Origin of the sequence: Belliella filtrata, assembly GCF_022549775.1 — a bacterium.
Taxonomy (GTDB): domain Bacteria; phylum Bacteroidota; class Bacteroidia; order Cytophagales; family Cyclobacteriaceae; genus Belliella; species Belliella filtrata.
This window is the reverse complement of record NZ_JAKZGP010000044.1, coordinates 1-14,685: the sequence shown is the minus strand read 5'-3', so window position 1 is coordinate 14,685 and position 14,685 is coordinate 1. Positions and strand designations below refer to the sequence as shown.

Here is a 14,685-nt window from a genome sequence, read left to right as displayed (position 1 = left end):
TTATCTGGATTTTGATTTAGGATCATTCTGTAATTCTTCTTGGATCAATTCTATCAATCCTTCTGCTGTTGAGGGAAAATTCCCAACCTTTGCTACATTGCCTGCTCTGTCAAGGAGCATTTGGGTTGGATAAGCGTGTATGTTGTAGTAAAGAAGCAATTCATGTTTAAAGCCGCCAGTGTTGAGGTTAATCACATCCTGAGAAGTGTATTTACCTGATGCGACACTTTTTTGCCATTGCTCAAAAGATTTGTCGGCTGAAATAGATACAATCAATACGTCATCATTGTCCTTAAAATGCTCCTCTACTTTAGAAAGGTGGTCCTGGTAAAACAGGATGCATGCCTGACAACCAGTAAACCAAAAATCAAGCATCACTACTTTGTCTTTATATGCTGATAGCCTCGTTTCGTTGTTTTCCAAACTGGAAAGTGAAACATCTAAAAACAACTTGCCTTCTTGTTGACTATTGAAAAGTTTCTGGAGCTCCTCATGCACCCAAGGAGTTTTTACTTCAGACAAACTCTTAGTAAATACTTCGGTAATGTTGTCAAAAGTGCGATAATAGTTTGATAAGTATTTACCGATCAAGAGCTCCTTAGTCTCTTGAGGGAATTCCTCATAAATTGTTGTTATTGGAGTTTCCTCAACAATTGAACGCATAATGCTATGTTCAAAAAGGTAGTCCATGTAACTGATTGAAGACAACTGTACCGTTTCTTCCATTTCCAATCTATGAAGTGTAGCTAAGCGCTCATGGTAAATACTGTCAAATTTATCAGTATGGTTATAATACCTTTTGAATGCAGAGATCTTTTGAAGGTGCAGGTATCCTTCTAGCTCAACGACCATCCTTGCAATAAAATCATCAGAGAGAATTCCCCTAAAACTATTAATAACCCTCCATCCAGCATGACACTTGTCATTCTCATCCAATACATTAACTATATAGGCTAAAGCCGACTCACTAGAGTCTATAAATTGAAGGTGCTTTTTGATTGAAGAACTCTCAGATACTGCTTTTTTGTATCGTTCTCTGTAATCCTTTGAGTTTAAGAATTTCTCTCTATCTCCTGTATTCATCAGAGGAGGATTTTTATAGGTGTGGTTAGATTTAGCCAATTCCAATTCGTACTGACATCGAAATTTCTCTGCTGATGGGCCATCGAAAAGCATCATTCCACGGTGAAGATCAATAAGTATTCTGACACTGTCTCCTGGATCAACTTGAAATCGATCCATAAAAAAATATTGACCTAGCCCTATACTTAGATAAGAAACATCATTGACAGGTTCACTGGTAAATGAAAATGTTTTTGAGCCAAACCCGCCGTTAAAGAGATTTCCTGATTCAGTATGCACAAATTCTTTCCAAGGCTTTGGCATCCTATTTTGCTTATCAATGTAATGATCCCAAAAAGTGATTTCAAGAGAATCGACAGGTACTTTACTCTTTACCTCCCCATAGATCACTACAGGGGCAGAATCAACTGATTCAGTCAGAGCTGAATCTTGTGCTCGACTAGTCAAGGAACACAGCCAGAGCAAGCAGAGTCCTATTATTTTAATGTTATAAACTATTTTCAAGATTTTCATGATTTTAAATTTTGATGAACTGTATTGTCCCTGGGTACAGGGTCTTTGATGATCAGGATATTGATCAGAGGCCTTTGGCTGCCATTTGGCAGTGGCTTAGGCACCGGACCGAGCTCTTCTCTCCTACCCTTTGGTTTGATTGGTGTTTCTGTAAGCATATTTATTTGGGTTTTAGAAGTGTTAAATGTTTAGCGTTAAGTGTTAAATCGTTAAGCGATCTACTGGAACATTCTTAGCATCTCATCTCCCCGATATTCATCTGGGCAGGCATTGCTTCTTGAGTCTACAAAAAGTCCTGGCAGTACGGACATGGCGTATGAGGTTCGCCACAAACCCAGTTTAGCATCACTTGGTTTATTGTTAAACATATACCCCGTAGCTGCGCAGGCTTTTTTGATTTTAGAATTAAGATTTGAGAACTTGTCCCGATCCTCGGGATTTGGGCTTCAAGTGGTTCGTGTGATTTTAATACGTTAATTGTTAAATCGTTAAACGTTAAGTCCCCGATATTCATTAGGACAGCGCTTAATTCTTCACACTACCCTATCTTGTTTCTTGTTTCTAGCCTCTTGTCTCTTCCCAAAAGGCATACTCTTCCCAGCAAGGAAAAAGACCGAGTTTTTTCCAACGAGATGCAGAAACAAGGAAATACTTCTAGCGGCTAAGAAGATGGGGTTATAGACTTTCCGATGCTGCTCCTGCAGTAGCGATGGGATCGGAAAGGTGCAAGGACATCCATGGCGTATCGACCTTGGAAAAACGTATCTCAGTAGATGCCTTGTCTCGCATGAGGTAAAATAGGTTTAGATAGGGTTCTTTGGCTTGCGCTCAAAGAGGATGTCGAAGGCGGAGAGGCCTGGATCTCCTATTGGTTTGAGGGATTCTGTCTGGTCAGACTGTTGTATTTTTTCAAATTCAGATCTCAAAGCAAACAAGCACAGTCCTACCATTCCGAATAAATCGGAGTAGGGTTTGATGATCAGGTGGCTGTATATTTTGCTCGCTTTCATGAATGGAGTATTCGTGCAAGCCTTTTAAAAAAGTAAAATCTAACCTAAAAAGGGTTAGCAGCTTACTTTCATCTATGCCATAGAGGTTCTGGTAAACCTATTTGTATGCAAGACACAAATTCCCGCAGAGATATTAAGTAAGCGCCAACCCTATAAACACAAATATAGGAGTTTGGCGCATCACTCACACTCGCGGGGATGAAATTTACCAGATTTCTATGGCGAGGCTCGTATGCAATTCATTCTTAAGAATGAATCCAAATTCTGACTTTAATAATTAATTCAAAGATATAAATATTTAACTAAAAGACAAATAAATTTAACTATTAATTATATTTTTATAACCAATGATTATATAATTGCTTGTTATTCAGTTTATTACAATTAGTATATTTGAGTATCGTTTTGTTTAATTTTAAAAAAAGTGGATAAAAAAATATACAGAATTGCAAGTCTACTAGCAGATCATGGTCTTGATAATAAGGATTTGGCAGAATTGATAAATGTTTCTGATACTACAGTAACTAAATGGTGTAAGCATCATGCTCAACCATCACGGGATAATATATACAAAATATGTAAGGTCTTAAAAGTTAATCCGAAAGATCTGGTTGTTACTTTCAATTGGCCTGAAGGCCCTTCAGAAGCTGAAATTTTTCTTAGTGAGAAGAAGAAAAATAAGTAATAACTCAATTAAATAACGCCAACAAAAAGATATTTAAGTAAATAACCAGAGAGTTGTCTGTAATCACCATTTATTTTTCAAAAGCCTCCTTATATGGGGCTTTTATTGTTTTCACCTTGAAAAATACCCTGTTGTTGGTATTTTTTGGCAAGGTCGGAATGGTTATGTTTGGGAATTGGGAAATATCCGCTTGACCCCTCAAACCCGGAATGAATTTGAACAGTGAAAGTGACCTGAATGACCAGAATCTACTTACATTCTGGCGAATGTTGCCCCCCTAAAAAAGGATATTCAGGACATAAAGCAAGAGGGGTACCATTACTTAGATAAAAAAGAAAGTTAGGCTTAGTTAAGAGAATAAAAAACATCCCGAGGATCGGGACGGTCTGACTAATGAGGATTTTGGCCTCGAAATCAGTTCAAATTAAGCAATTTTCTTTGCGTTAGTCAAAACCCTAACAAAAAAAAGACACCTAAAAAAACAAATAATATGGACATTACCATTAACATTTCAAATGACGAGCTTAGTGCTTCGGACAAAAACCTAATAAAGGAATGCTTAGGGCTTAATACTGCAGCCGAACTAAATAAAGCGTTGACTAATTTAACGAAAGCAGCTTTTATGGAATATATGAAAATGTTGAAAGAAAAGGGACTTCCTACCCGAGCGGACGAAGTTCAACAGGAAAGATTGTTTTTTCTTTTGACACATTATTTTCAAAATAGACTACCAAGTGAAAATGAACTGTCATCCATTTTTCAATTGACACAATCTCAAAGTAAAACTTTATTGAGAAACACAAAATCAAGATACAGAACAAAAATTTCAAATTTTATAAAAAACACATTATTTGTTACTTTAAATTCTGCAACACAAGAAAATCCTGGAGACTCATATGAATTTGTATGCACATCACCCACCACTGTTGAAGAGCTTAACTTAATTATTAGCCAAAAAGGACCAACGCTTGAACCAATCCAAAAAATACGCGGACTTGCAAGTAAATATAGCTGTGCAGTTGACACTTACAATTTATTAAAACAAGAACTTTCGTAAATTATGGCTGATTTACTTTCCGCAATAAGCGTTTTTTTAGTTTTTATGACATTTCTTTTAAATTCAATAGAAAAGGAAGTTTCAGATATTCTTTCTACAAGAAAACCAGAAGCAGCTCAAACTGACAAACTAAATAGATACCGAGCAGACTTAAAAAGAATATTCTATTTAAAGACATTGCCTATTTCAATAATCTATTTGATTACCTTTTATATACTTCTACCAGACACAATAAACATTATATCAACAAGCACTCTTAATTTTTGGGGCTTTGATGAATTGAAAACACTTTTTGTTTTCATAGAATTAGGAATACTTGGCTTGACAGTTTACGCCATAATAAAAACATATCAATTGTTGGATAAAATAAGAGAGCTATGACAAATATGACAGATGAAGGAAGGGCAGCTGCCAACATTTAGCCCACTAGCCAAAAGCCCTTGTAAAAAATCCCTGATAGGAGAAAAAATCTATCAGGGTCGTCGATAGTGATCGGGAGGTTAGATGCTACCGTGTGCGTATGGTGTATTGACTGACATCCGCAGGGTGAAGGGTTTGCTAGGTGGAATAGTAGGCTGATTTGAGGGTTTTTGGAATCGGTTATTTTAGTTTTTGGTTGTATTTAGGAGATTTTGTTTTGGTTTGGGCATGACATCCCCCACCCAATATTTTGGGATTTAATTTTTCAGCATGTCTTGGGTCCAACCCTTGATTCCTTGGATCCTGTAATTCAATCAAGAAGAAGTAGGATTGGGTTTGAAAGATTTTTGTTTTCTGGCAGATCTATCCCTAGTATCAAAGATGGTCTCCATTCTTCCGTGATCGCAGCAAGGGCATTTGAAGATATCCCTGCCGTATTTTTCAAGCATTCTGATTTTGAATGGGATGATGACTTTGGGTTTGGCCGGTTGCATGTCGAGTGACGACTTTATAATGGCCATGCGTTCAGTTTTCCCCTGTAGCATCAGGTATCCGAAGTGGCGGATCTTGACAAACCTTTTTGGCAATATATGCTTCTCAAACCGTCGAAGGAATTCTTGATGTGTCAGCAACATCTGTTTGGTTTTGGAACCGTCGGAGTAGTCTTTATACCTGAACTTGATGTGTGATGCACTAACTTCAAGGATTCGGTGTCTGGTGATGGCAATCTTGTGGGTATAGCGCCCCAGATACTCGACGACTCTATCGGGTGAACCGAAAGGAGCTTTGGCATAGACGTTCCATTTTTTGAACCTGATGGCTTTCAGTAAGCTGTTTTTACTTCCAATCCAGCCAATTGAGCTGTCTTTTTCCAACCCCTCCATGAAAATAGCTTTGAACATGCCAGCCATACTTTTCTGAGGAAAAAGAAACCTGTTGTTTTTACGTTTGGCTTCAATCCACCGCTTCCCGTCATATCCTCCAGCACTGACGATGCAGTGGACGTGAGGATGAAAACTTAAATCCTGTCCCCATGTGTGCAGTACCATTGTGATCCCTGGTTCAGCACCTAGGTATTCGGGCATCCTGGCATGCTTGAGCAGGGTTTGGGAAGCTGCCAGAAACAAAAGGTCGAATAGCTTAGCTCTGTTACCCATGAATACTGGATTGAGTTCATGTGGCAGGGTAAAGACGATATGGTAATAGGCGGTAGGTAGGAGTTCGTCCATTCTACTCTCAATCCAGGCATCCCTTTTCATGCTTCCACAGTTGGGGCAGTGCCTGTTACCGCAGGAATGGTATCTATGGGCGATGTTTCCACATTGCTGATCATTGCACCTGCTGAGGTGATACCCTTTTGCAGCCGTATGACAGGCAGCAAGATCGGCGAAAACCGTTCTGCTGTAAGGATTGAAGTTGGAGATGGATTGATGCCTGAACAAGGACTGGAAAGAAACATTAGTTTCCATGACCGAGCAGGTCAAGAGGAGAGACGAGTTTATCCCTGCGCTGCTTGGTCAGATGGAGATAGATCATGGTAGTCTCTATCTTGGAATGTCCAAGAAGCTGCTTGATGGTATGGATGTCCGTACCGGCATCCAAGAGGTGTTTGGCAAAGGAATGCCTGATAGAATGTGCAGAAAAACCATACTGTTCAAAGCCCGCCTGGTTCATGGCCATGCGGATGGCATGCTGTATGGAGCGGTCGTTCATAGCTTTGCCTGGAGTCTGTCCTTCAAAGAGAAAGACTTTCGGCTTGTGTACCCTGTAATATGCTTCGAGTAGAGGAAGCACAGCAGCAGGAAGGATGGTAAACCTGTCCCTACTGCCTTTTCCTGCCACAACTTTGAGCTGCATGTCTGTCCGAGAAATATGTTTCATTTCCAAGAACCTAAGTTCGCTCAGCCTTATACCTGTTCCATAAAACAAAGCAATGATAGCTTTATGCTTGATATTAGCGGTGAATTGGATTACATGGCTGATCTGCTCTTGGGTGAGAATCTCAGGAAGCCTGAACTCCTTTCGGGGATAGAGTGCATGGGGAACAACATAAGGGGAAGGGAGAATGTGTTTAAAAAAGAAGCTACAGCTTTGGGCTGTCATTCTACATTTATCTCTACCCACACCATGTTCTTTTTTAATGTAGTTGATGTAGGAGGCGATGTGATCTTGGGTGAGCTGCTCAGGATTTAGGTGATTGAAATAGGCAAAAATATAGCGCATCTCGGACATATAGTTGCGGATGGTCATGGGAGAATAGGCCTTGGCTTCAAGGAAAGAAGCTAGTTTTAGCAAATACCCCTGAGCGGAATCATTGAGGGCTACGGTGCCCAGCGTGTTTTTTTTGAGTTTTCATGATGAAAGATTTTGATATAACTAAAAATAAGCAGAATTTAGGTAAATCGCTCACCCGTAGGGTGTCAGTTCAACAGGCGTTTGGCTCAATGGCGGGTGACGTGGTTAATTGAACATTCTGCCTCGCATCAACTTTTGTGGTGTATTGACAGTTTAGTGCTCCGAAATCCGCCACTGCGCCAAGCGCCCAAACGTTATAGCACATTAGATCAATGAACCATATAAAGGTTAAATTCAAATGAAAGAGTTTTTAAGGTCATTTTCATATAGAGAAATTCTTTCTTCTTTGTTTGCTGCCTTGATGTTATTGTCGCTTGCTTTTTTATTCAGGAGCCTAAGTTTGTTTGATTCAAAATATATTGTTCTCAGTTTGGTTATTTTAGGTCCGATTCTTCTTAAACATAGGTTTTATCTTTTGGAGCACAAAAGGAGAAATCGAATATTGGGAAGGATGATTCACAATCTAATCACTGTCTTATTTATTTTTCTTTTGATTGGAATCAGTTTGAATTTGGTTAACAAATTTTATCAGATAGGGAGCTATTCAAACTTAATTATTTTATCTGTATTTATAGTTTTCTTGGCAGAATTTGCCTTATCTCTTATAAATCTGATTTTATCAAAGGTTTTTAAATTGTCTTTATGGTAAAGGTTTATAGGTTAATTGGCATTATTATTTTTTCGGCAATTCTGATAGTCTGTTACTTTTTGGAAGTTTCCAAGAAAGAATCTAACCCTGAACAGTACAAAGTTTGGAATGAAGAGTCAACTCTTGATGAAAGCGATTTTTTATGCAGACCTCCATTTTATGAAGGAAAAGCGGCTGCAAGAATTTCTTACAAGTATAGAATATATGAAAAACCAGAGGTAAAGGTGACTGTAATTGTTGATCGATTTAATTCATTTATTCATAAACATCATGTAAGCGATTACTTGATCAGACACGAAGCATATCATTTAAAACTTGCTCATTTTTTTGCAAAAGAGATCAACCAATCTATCAAAGGAAAAAGCCTTACCTATTCCGAAGCCTATCAATATTTTCAAGACAGAATCCAAAGAGACAAGCAATATCAAAAAATATATGATCGAGAAACAAATCATAGCCTCATAAAGCCTAAGCAGAATTATTGGGAATACAAGATTGATTCAATGTTGAACAAATCCATTGACTTTCCAATCTTTCAAGAGACAGAAAATATTGAAGTATATTTCCCAGAGAAACCTAAGATCCTAGTAGTTTCTATTGACGATGAAAAATATAATGGTTATCTACTTGATAAATATGATGTTAAGTTTTGGATAGTTGATATGGAATTTTACAGTAATGATACTCTAACCATTGAAAATTATTTTGTTAATATCCTTCATGCAGGAGGGCTATCAGACATAATTGTAAATGGAAATTTACCTCACCCTAAAGCAATTTTTGAGTCCTATAGCCAAGATACCATAGGAAATGAAATAGTTTTAGACAAATTACTACTAGGAAAAAACACTTCCTTTTGGCTAAGATTTAGATATCCAATAGTAATAGAAAATGAAGAAGTTTATAAAAGAATGGGAGATCAATTCTTCAACTCGCTTGAAGTTATTGATAAATGAAAAATAAACGTGCTATAATTGAGTAGCCCGACCTGAGCCGTTTGGCTCAGGTTGAGGCTCTCACACCACCGTACGTACGGGTCTCGTATACGGCGGTTCGTAAAGCATAGGAATGCCGCTCTTTACACCAACAATCCCTTTCCACTACTTTTAAGATAAGGCTACGCAAAGGCTCCTTATCGAATTTTCACTTCACAATACGTTCAGCCCTTCACCAACTCGTGAGAACTCCTCGGTTTTCCGAAGCTCAGGTCCTGTTGACTACTATGGCCTCTGCTGACTTCTCAGTTTCCATCTCGTGGAGTCTGAGATCTCCCCAGGTAAGGACATATTCCTTCATCCGATTCCTGCGGCATCTACCGAAAAGGGATTATTGGCCACGGGCTTTACAAAGATGTGCTTGCTTACCCTCCCTCTCTGGCCTCCGTATGCCGTTCCTGTTCGTCAGTACCGGATTTTGCAGTCTCGCTTCCTTCACTGTATGCCTCACGGCAACCAGCTTGCGACTTGCTAACAGGCTTCACCAACTTGCCTGCAAGGGACTTTCACCCTCTGGAATAATTTGGTAACTTCGATACCAGATGCCCATGCTGGGCACACACAAAGTGTATATGCCATAAGGGTTTCAGTGGAAATTCAAGAGTTTTACCCCGCTCAAACTTCAGTGTATTTCGACAGGAAACTGCCCCGCAACCCCTTACGGCACATACACTCAACCGTTATGGCTCATATTAAAACCACACTGAATGAACTTAAGAAATAGAATATTAAACTTTGAACACTGGATATCTTCTGACTTTAAACTTCCTGAACCAGTAATATATCAACGAGAGTTATTGAAACTGTTCTCAGAAAACAAAGACGCTTTTTTTTATTATAGAAATTGGTTGTTTACTTTACTTCTTAACCGAGACGAGCAAGATGCACTTGCCGAATTCAAGAATATTTTAGATTTTAAAGTTGGCACCCCAAAACACGACCTACTATTAAAGCATTTCCTAGAGAATAACTCATCTGAAATCTTCTCTCAAAAAAGGCTGAATGCCTTTGAAATTGCATTGCAAGCACCCAATACAGATTTAAACCAAAATACTTGTTTTCTTTATCAACAATATTACGAAATAGAAATTATATTCCTTATTCTATACTCATTCATTACTCTAAATGATAAGGATACAATTGAAACAGACCTAAATAATTTTAGAGACAAAAACGGAAATTTGAGAAAGGGTGTATTGATAGACAATCTAAAATCCAAACTAAAACCTTATCCTCTTACGCATAAAATATTTGAAACTGCATACAATTCAAAAATTAGAAATATTATTGGACACAATAACTATAAAATTGTTGGAGATACAATTGAATCGTTAGAAGATAACACCATCAAATTGAGTAAAGTTGAAGTTTTTAAGTCAATTTACTCAATACAAAGCCTCAATAATTACCTACTAAATTATTTTTCAGGCAAGAGCATACCAAATAATGATTTGCAAAATGCCGGGATATTAGGAATGGCTTTTGGTTTAGAAGGTGAATTACCAGTCCTCAACATATTTCAACTAAGTTGTTTTTTTCATTTAGGCGATTTTCAATGGGCTGATAAAATAATTTTCAGCATACGCAATAACGAATTACAGGCAGACTTTGGATTTCAGTCTCCAATGATAGGACCATACTTTGAAGAGTTAGAGCAAGTATGGTTTAATCCTTTAAGAGAAAATAAAAAGCTAAGAATTTATCTAACACCAATAGTTCCAAGAGATGAAGAAGTTGATTTTATCACCTTAGACGTTGGAGAATTTATTGTTACAGAAGACGGGAAACCAATAGATTTAGAATATGAAATCAATAAATACGAGCCATAACACGGGTTTTGCGTCAGGCGGGGTGACGTGCAAACTTGGAGCTTTATGCTTCTATTCAAGTTCAGTGCTGGTTGATAGTTTTGTGCTCCGAAACCCCGCCCGAACGCAAAGCCCGAAAACGTTATGTTCCAGCTTTAAAAAAACAAGCCATTGAATTGGAGAAAAATTGATGAAAATTGGAAGGAGTTTGAAAAGGAGTTCAATCTTGACGTAAAGAGATTGAATAAAAACTATTTTCATGGATATCAGGATTTTTATAAAGCGACTGAATATTTTGAAGGGTTTAAAGTGTTTTATGAAAACAGTATAAATAAGTCGAACAACTTTGGTTCATTATTAGGAAATTCAATGCGTATCCTTGTTCCGATTAAAACAAGTCCACAACTAAGAATATCAATTAAAAAGAAGTCCACAATTAGAAGATTATTAGGGGATGGTAATGGGGATGAAATAAATAGTGATGATTTTCAAGTTGATAAAGAATTACCAATCGTTGAAATAAAAAAAATATTTGAAAGATTCCCGAAGACTGAAATAACAATTAAGGAATATGGCAAATATGGCAATGAAAAAATAAAAAAAGACCAAGAGGTCTTGAAAATTGAAATTAATAATCAGCCAGAATCTTTTGAAGAGCTAAAAGCAATTCGTGATTTTACTCTGTTGATTTTGAGTTCATTAATAACGATTGGAAGACTAAAAGCCAGAACATAATCGAGTAGACGGCCTCGCCAACCGTTAAGTTGACGAGGTGCGCCTCTCACACCACCGTACGTACGGGTCTCGTATACGGCGGTTCGTAAAGCATAGGAATGCCGCTCTTTACACCAACAATCCCTTTCCGCTACTTTTAAGATAAGGCTACGCAAAGGCCCCTTATCGAATTTTCACTTCACAATACGTTCAGCCCTTCACCAACTCGTGAGAACTCCTCGGTTTTCCGAAGCTCAGGTCCTGTTGACTACTATGGCCTCTGCTGACTTCTCAGTTTCCATCTCGTGGAGTCTGAGATCTCCCCAGGTAAGGACATATTCCTTCATCCGATTCCTGCGGCATCTACCGAAAAGGGATTATTGGCCACGGGCTTTACAAAGATGTGCTTGCTTACCCTCCCTCTCTGGCCTCCGTATGCCGTTCCTGTTCGTCAGTACCGGATTTTGCAGTCTCGCTTCCTTCACTGTATGCCTCACGGCAACCAGCTTGCGACTTGCTAACAGGCTTCACCAACTTGTCTGCAAGGGACTTTCACCCTCTGGAATAATTTGGTAACTTCGGTACCAGATGCCCATGCTGGGCACACACAGCACCTACCCAAAAGGCGGGGTTTCGTGTTCCAAAGACAGCTTAGTGGTCAATCAAACATTAATTTTTTCAAATCAAGTTTTGTGGTAAAAGTCCCGCCCTTCGGGTAGCTGCAAAACGTTGTGTGTAATTCTCCCTACTTTTAAAAAGTTGATTTCGTAAGCTAACGTATGAGAGCATCATGGCAAGATTTTTTGTAAATTACTATCCTCTCAGCAAGGCCGATTTTAGAAATGTTGCCCTCGAGTAATCGAAGAGCACGGGCGCAATTCTGGTTGGGATGCTTGCGATGATTTCAGTGGCGGATTTGTCTTTAAAAGTCAGATACCCCGTTCAGAATATTTTCTAGCCAAAAGCACATCCCCTGAGAAAATTATCTATTCTTAATCAAATGGAACAGGAATCTATCTCCATGGAAGTCGTCAATCCGCAAGCTGCGGGAATTGACGTCGGCAGTCGCTCCCACTGGGTAGCAGTAGGTCAAACCGAGCATGATGTTCGGGAATTTGGGGTATTCAACCAGGATTTGTTTGCTATGGCAGATTGGTTGAAGGAAAGGAATGTGAGGACTATAGCAATGGAAAGTACAGGGACCTATTGGCAAAATCTCTATGCCGTATTACTTTCACGGGGATTCCATCTGATACTCTGTAATGGTAAGTTCACCAAGAATATCAAAGGAAAAAAGAGTGATGTCATGGACTGTCAGTGGATCCAAAAACTACATACATTGGGGTTATTAACTGGAAGTTTTTTGCCTGATGGACAGACAGAGGAGTTAAGAACTTACTGCAGACACAGATCAAATTTACTTCATTCAGTTGCTGCAGCATCAAAGAAAATGCAGAAATATCTAAGGCTATTAAACTTCCGATTGGATGTAGTTGTAAATGATATATGTGGGCTTACTGGACTGCTGATCATCAGAGCAATCTGTGAGGGCAAAACAGATCCAAAGAAGCTGGCTTCACTCCGACATGGGAATTGCAGAAAGAGTGAGGAAGAGATAGCAGCGGCCTTACAGAGTAATGGAAGGAAGGATTACCTTTTTGCTCTAAAACAGGAGCTGGATACTTATGATCATCTTCGAATGAAAATTAATGAATGTGATAAAGAAATAGAGAAAAAGCTGAATGAAATTATCGATTCGGATGACAATAAGCGAGAACACTACCTCGAATCAAAACCCCATAAAAGAGTCAATAAGAACACTCCAAAAGACATTGATCTAAATCTAAAAGCGTATCAGATGTTTGAGGGAACAGATCTTTTGGCAATTGAAGGGATGAGCTTTTCTACGGTTTTGGCATTGATGAGTGAAGTAGGCATGGAAGGGATCAAGAAGTTTAAAACAGCCAAGCATTTTGCTTCATGGCTTAGGCTTGCCCCAAACAATAAAGTAAGTGGTGGCAAAGTATTGTCTAGTAAAGTGCCAAAAGGGAGCAACAGACTTAAAATAGCCTTAAGGAATGCTGCAAATGCCATTGGAAATTTGAAGGATTCAACACCCTTGAGGGACTTCTTTCAGAGGATAAGCTTTAGAAAAGGTAGAGTATCTGCTATCAGCGCCACAACAAGAAAGTTGGCTGTGATTATCTGGAACATGGTCGTAAAAGGAATTCCATATGAAAATCCGGAAGGCTATCTTTTCTTGGATCAAAAAAGAAAGTTGGGATTAGTTAATAGAATAAAAAAACAAATTGATAAATTCGGTCTGACTAATGAGGATTTAGGCCTCGAAATCAGCTCAAATTGAGGGGTTTAATAGAGTTAGTCAAAATTTAAAAAACAAACTAAGTGACAGAAGAAAAACTTATTGAACTAGGCTATTTACCTAAAGAATTACCACCAGGATTTATAACGGAATCACTGTCTCGAAACTTGACAGAAGTAAAGTCTAGGTGGACAAACTTTGAGACTTCTGAAACTGAAAGGTTTGAAGATGAAAGTAGGTCAATTTGGAATCAAAGAAAAGCCGATTTCTACTCAAAGTACGGCTCTTCGCAGTGCGTTGCTTTCTCAATTTCGAAAGGAAAACTTGCTCGGAGGGTTTTAAAGATCCCAAATCCCAAACATTATATTACCGTTTCTGAGTTGATTTCTAATAATTGGGAGTTGTATCAAGCTTTATTTGATAACTCTCCCTTTTCAATGAGCTATCCAGTAGAAGAAGCTGAAAACTCAAAACGAGCAGTTAAAACATATAGTGCTGGAGTGCCAGTACTTAGAAATGAAATCTTAAAACGATCAGCAAGAAAATTGATACAGGTTAAAGTTGATATCTCTAATTTTTATCCCACAATCTATACCCATACAATTCCTTGGAGCATTTTGGGTAAAGAAACGGCAAAAAGACTATTGAAGACTTCAAAAACAGAATTAGCCGAATTAATATCTGACGGGAATTCTGAAGCAATTAACTACTTTAACGCTGACAAACTTGATTCTGCAGTTCGTGCTTGTCAAGATAGGCAATCAATTGGAATCCCGATTGGCCCTGACTCTTCACATATAGTATCGGAACTAATTGCTTGCCAAATAGATGGAATGATACAAGAAAAATTCAGTATATTGGACGTTGAAGCCGTCAGGTTCTATGATGACTATTACATATTCGTAAATACGTTGGATGAAGCTGACAAAGTTATAAAAGGTCTTCAATTAACCCTACTTTGTCAAGTTAAGAAAAGAGGTAAAGAATTGGCAAAGGACGGCATCCTTGCTTATCTTTACCTCAGCTAAATATTACTATTGTAAAACTAACAAAAAAGGCCGCTATATTAAATA

At 38.3% G+C, this 14,685-nt stretch carries 14 protein-coding genes; 8 read left to right on the top strand and 6 right to left on the bottom strand.

Annotated elements, in window-relative coordinates:
- The 4 genes from MM239_RS14905 to MM239_RS14890 form a co-directional block, all read right to left on the bottom strand.
- Window positions 1–1,596, bottom strand: coding sequence for a TlpA family protein disulfide reductase (locus MM239_RS14905; protein ID WP_241349050.1), 1,596 nt, complete (start codon window positions 1,594–1,596; stop codon window positions 1–3).
- Window positions 1,593–1,754: a hypothetical protein gene (locus MM239_RS14900; protein WP_241349049.1), complete on the bottom strand. Its 162-nt coding sequence runs from the start codon at window positions 1,752–1,754 to the stop codon at window positions 1,593–1,595. Before MM239_RS14900 ends, MM239_RS14905 begins: the two co-directional genes overlap by 4 nt.
- Window positions 1,755–1,814: 60 nt before the next feature.
- A complete protein-coding gene (locus MM239_RS14895) occupies window positions 1,815–1,964 on the bottom strand; it encodes a hypothetical protein (protein WP_241349048.1) in 150 nt (49 codons plus the stop codon).
- Between the two features lie 435 nt (window positions 1,965–2,399).
- A complete protein-coding gene (locus MM239_RS14890) occupies window positions 2,400–2,606 on the bottom strand; it encodes a hypothetical protein (protein WP_241349047.1) in 207 nt (68 codons plus the stop codon).
- Between the two features lie 424 nt (window positions 2,607–3,030).
- On the opposite strand from MM239_RS14890, the gene MM239_RS14885 reads away from it, so the two are divergent.
- From MM239_RS14885 to MM239_RS14875, 3 genes are all read left to right on the top strand, one after another.
- Complete coding sequence (locus MM239_RS14885; RefSeq protein WP_241349046.1) at window positions 3,031–3,291, top strand: helix-turn-helix transcriptional regulator; 261 nt, start codon at window positions 3,031–3,033, stop codon at window positions 3,289–3,291.
- 490 nt (window positions 3,292–3,781) lie between these two features.
- On the top strand, window positions 3,782–4,348 hold the full coding sequence (locus MM239_RS14880) for a hypothetical protein (RefSeq protein WP_241349045.1): 567 nt from the start codon (window positions 3,782–3,784) through the stop codon (window positions 4,346–4,348).
- 3 nt (window positions 4,349–4,351) lie between these two features.
- Complete coding sequence (locus MM239_RS14875; RefSeq protein ID WP_241349044.1) at window positions 4,352–4,729, top strand: hypothetical protein; 378 nt, start codon at window positions 4,352–4,354, stop codon at window positions 4,727–4,729.
- 353 nt (window positions 4,730–5,082) lie between these two features.
- Here MM239_RS14875 and MM239_RS14870 read toward each other — a convergent pair whose 3' ends face one another.
- Both MM239_RS14870 and MM239_RS14865 read right to left on the bottom strand, forming a co-directional pair.
- The gene (locus tag MM239_RS14870; RefSeq protein WP_241349043.1) at window positions 5,083–6,237 is read right to left on the bottom strand and encodes an IS91 family transposase; all 1,155 of its coding nucleotides are present in this window, start codon (window positions 6,235–6,237) and stop codon (window positions 5,083–5,085) included.
- On the bottom strand, window positions 6,227–7,063 hold the full coding sequence (locus tag MM239_RS14865; protein WP_241349042.1) for a tyrosine-type recombinase/integrase: 837 nt from the start codon (window positions 7,061–7,063) through the stop codon (window positions 6,227–6,229). Before MM239_RS14865 ends, MM239_RS14870 begins: the two co-directional genes overlap by 11 nt.
- Before the next feature lie 702 nt (window positions 7,064–7,765).
- On the opposite strand from MM239_RS14865, the gene MM239_RS14860 reads away from it, so the two are divergent.
- The 5 genes from MM239_RS14860 to MM239_RS14840 all read left to right on the top strand — a co-directional run bounded on the left by MM239_RS14860 (window position 7,766) and on the right by MM239_RS14840 (window position 14,640).
- Window positions 7,766–8,728, top strand: a complete 963-nt coding sequence (locus MM239_RS14860; RefSeq protein WP_241349041.1) for a hypothetical protein — start codon at window positions 7,766–7,768, stop codon at window positions 8,726–8,728.
- A 746-nt stretch (window positions 8,729–9,474) separates the two neighbouring features.
- The gene (locus tag MM239_RS14855) at window positions 9,475–10,596 is read left to right on the top strand and encodes a hypothetical protein (RefSeq protein ID WP_241349040.1); all 1,122 of its coding nucleotides are present in this window, start codon (window positions 9,475–9,477) and stop codon (window positions 10,594–10,596) included.
- Between the two features lie 150 nt (window positions 10,597–10,746).
- Entirely contained in the window at window positions 10,747–11,310 is a 564-nt protein-coding gene (locus tag MM239_RS14850) for a hypothetical protein (protein WP_241349039.1), read from the top strand.
- A 979-nt stretch (window positions 11,311–12,289) separates the two neighbouring features.
- Window positions 12,290–13,654, top strand: coding sequence for an IS110 family RNA-guided transposase (locus tag MM239_RS14845; protein ID WP_241349038.1), 1,365 nt, complete (start codon window positions 12,290–12,292; stop codon window positions 13,652–13,654).
- Window positions 13,655–13,695: 41 nt separating this feature from the next.
- Entirely contained in the window at window positions 13,696–14,640 is a 945-nt protein-coding gene (locus MM239_RS14840; RefSeq protein ID WP_241349037.1) for an RNA-directed DNA polymerase, read from the top strand.
- Window positions 14,641–14,685 lie beyond the last annotated feature (45 nt).